This is a genomic window from Blastomonas sp. 34TW, from assembly GCF_059803595.1.
On the sequence record NZ_JAPFGW010000040.1, the window covers coordinates 1 to 2,729 of the forward strand.

The 2,729-nt window shown below is 55.2% G+C and carries 3 protein-coding genes; 1 reads left to right on the forward strand and 2 read right to left on the reverse strand.

The genetic code is table 11. The annotated features are described in order from the left end of the window. Positions 1 to 53 precede the first annotated feature (53 nt). A complete protein-coding gene (locus OPU69_RS19830) occupies positions 54 to 1,808 on the forward strand; it encodes a sensor domain-containing diguanylate cyclase (protein ID WP_498513284.1) in 1,755 nt (584 codons plus the stop codon). Positions 1,809 to 1,867: 59 nt separating this feature from the next. Here OPU69_RS19830 and OPU69_RS19835 read toward each other — a convergent pair whose 3' ends face one another. Beyond that, positions 1,868 to 2,161: a hypothetical protein gene (locus OPU69_RS19835; protein WP_498513286.1), complete on the reverse strand. Its 294-nt coding sequence runs from the start codon at positions 2,159 to 2,161 to the stop codon at positions 1,868 to 1,870. A 226-nt stretch (positions 2,162 to 2,387) separates the two neighbouring features. Next, positions 2,388 to 2,540: a hypothetical protein gene (locus tag OPU69_RS19840; protein WP_498513288.1), complete on the reverse strand. Its 153-nt coding sequence runs from the start codon at positions 2,538 to 2,540 to the stop codon at positions 2,388 to 2,390. Between the last annotated feature and the right edge of the window lie 189 nt (positions 2,541 to 2,729).

Consider the following 2,729-nt stretch of genomic DNA (forward strand, 5'->3'; position numbering starts at 1 on the left):
TCGACGCATAGAGTCGACCCATAAGTGCGCGCAGAGACGCTTAGCGTATATCTGTGCCCGTTCTATGTCCTGACCCCTATTATGTCGCTGCGGCGATCGCTCTGGCCCTGAGCCATGGCCAGGATGGGATAGCCACGGTCTGGCCATCGAGTGGAATCTTGCTGGCCGCATTGTTGATCAGCGCTGGCCGGCTTCGTCTCTGGCATGTGGGTGCTGCCGCGATAGCAAGCATGGCTGTGAACTTGAACCTTGGCAATGACCTGTGGATCTCGCTCGGATTTACGATTGCCAATGTTGCGGAGTCGTCGCTGGCTGCATGGCTGGTGACGAGGCGCATTGGCCGCCAGATTTCATTTTCAGATCCGTTGAGATTGTTGAACTTCTGCATCGCCGCGCTCGTCGCGACGATTGCCAGCGCGTCAATTGCAACGCTGTTCGTGCCCGCCAGTTCAGCGGTATTCTGGTTTTCGTGGTTCTCCACCGACTTGCTGGGGATCCTGCTAGTCACCCCGCTGATCATGATCGCAGCAAGGGCAATTTCCAACAGAGAGGTTCGACGAAGCACACGAACCGCAGGAGAGACGGCAGGCATTTTTGTCATGATCGCAATGGTCTGTGCACTGACCTTTGCCCAGTCGATATATCCATTGCTATTTATGCCAATGCTGGCGATCCTTATTGCTGTGACCCGGCTTGGCTTGCTGGGTGCAGCAGGTGGCGTGGTGATTGCCGGCGTCATCGGATCGGTCGCAAGCGCAATGGGCTCCGGTCCGGTAATGTTGATCGATGCAGGTCCGCAAACCAGAAGCCTGTTCGTTCAATTCTACCTTTTGGCACTTTTTGCCGCAGCTTTGCCCATTGGCGCATTGCTTGCCGCCCGTCGTCGTTTGCACGGCCAGCTAGCCGAAAGCGTGCGTTTGTTGCACATGGCGGAGACGGCAGCAAATGTCGGCCATTGGCACCTTGATATTGCGGGCGAGGCGGTGACCTGGTCGCCCGAGGTGTTCAAGATTCACGGTATGGCGTCAGATAATCCGCCGACCCTGGATGATGCGATCAATGCATATCACCCGGGCGACAGGCACATCGTCTCGCAAGCCTTGGAAAAGGCAATTGCGGACCGACAGGGGTTTGAATTCAAAGCTAGGATAATTCGGCCAGACGGTAGCGTGCGTCACATTCTGTCGCGAGGAGAGTTCGAGATTAACGCGCTGACGCGCTTGCCTGGGCTATTCGGGATCATTCAGGACATCACCGTGCAGGTCGCGCAGGAGCAGAGCCTGCGCGCAGCGAGTGTCATGGCAGAGACAGCTGCAGCTGAAGCGCGGGTGCTGGCGGAAACCGACCAATTGACAGGCATTGCAAACCGTCGACGAGTGTCTCAAGTCCTGGAAAGTGAGATTGACCGTGCCGAGCGGACTGGCCAGCCCCTGGCCATTGCCATATTTGATCTCGATCACTTCAAACAGATCAATGATCGGTTCGGCCACAATGTCGGTGATCGTGTGCTCAAGCGCATAGCAGCAGACGCGAGCCGGGAACTGCGGCATGACGATATATTGGGAAGGTTCGGTGGAGAAGAGTTCGTCATCCTTTTCCCGGGGGCTAGAGCCGAAGTTGCCTTGAAAGTGGCTGAGCGTGTGCGTCATCGGATCGAAGCGTCCAGCAGCGAGCCGCCTGTCACGATCAGCATCGGGGTGGCAGAGCTGGTTTTGGGCGAGACCGACGAAAGTCTGCTGCGACGCGCGGACGAGGCCCTGTATCTTGCCAAGAGTAGCGGACGCAATACACTCAGGTTAGCATCATGAGAGCTGTGGCGGTAAAAACTCCACATGAATGTAGATCGTCAGATCCCGGCGCGCTCAACTCAGGCTTGCCAGTTTTCTTTCGCCAGTCTGAGCGCCTGCGCGTAAAGGGAATGCAGATTTCGCAGATCAACGGCAGCCTGATCCCATGCCGATCGGAAGCATTCCTCGTCGACTCCGAACCTGATGCTGTTCCAAATACTCAGCACCTCATCCGGAGCGATCAGTCCTTGAGATGCCAGGGTATTCAGCAGCCGCGTATTGACGAACATCAAAGCGAGGATCGCTTTGACAGCGGCTGCGTGAGGGTTGGGCTCCACGGGACGTCCTTCATTGCTGGCGGACAGGCCGAGCATTCAGCCTGAACCCGATCTATGCAATGGCTCCCGCTTCCAATGCCGCTCGTGTTTACCCGATTGCCGGACGATTGCAATCAGCTGATTAGATAGGTGCCACAGAAATTTTGCCGGACAAATCTGACACTTGGCTTTGCCGAGACGGTCAAATAACTCCCGATGGATAAGGCGCGAAATTACAATTCTGATCCCATCTTCAGGTGCATGCCAATTCCCGATCAGCTAATCAAATTTCTTCGGTGTTCAGGTAAATGACCTTGTTCTGCCCTTTTTTTGTGAATTTATTGGCATGCGTAATCAATAATCCCTCGAGGCAATAATGATCTACGATATCGTGCAGACGACGTCCTTTGCAGTGCATGATGACCGTTTCGGGCATGTCGAGATTGACGATCTGTAGCACCCCTCTTTTCCACATTATGTTCTCTGTCAGATTGAAAGTGGAAACGATATCTCCGTCGCGAAAATCGATGGAAAGTGCGCGGCCTGCAAATTGGACACCTCGAAGAACCGGTTATTTTCGGTCTGACGACGGCGCGAGGGGGCTGATCGCGGATTCTGGGCGTTG

Coding starts and splice junctions, on each gene's coding strand:
- OPU69_RS19840 (WP_498513288.1), bottom strand. CDS start 2,540: ATGCCCGAAACGGTCATCATGCACTGCAAAGGACGTCGTCTGCACGAT.
- OPU69_RS19835 (WP_498513286.1), bottom strand. CDS start 2,161: ATGCTCGGCCTGTCCGCCAGCAATGAAGGACGTCCCGTGGAGCCCAAC.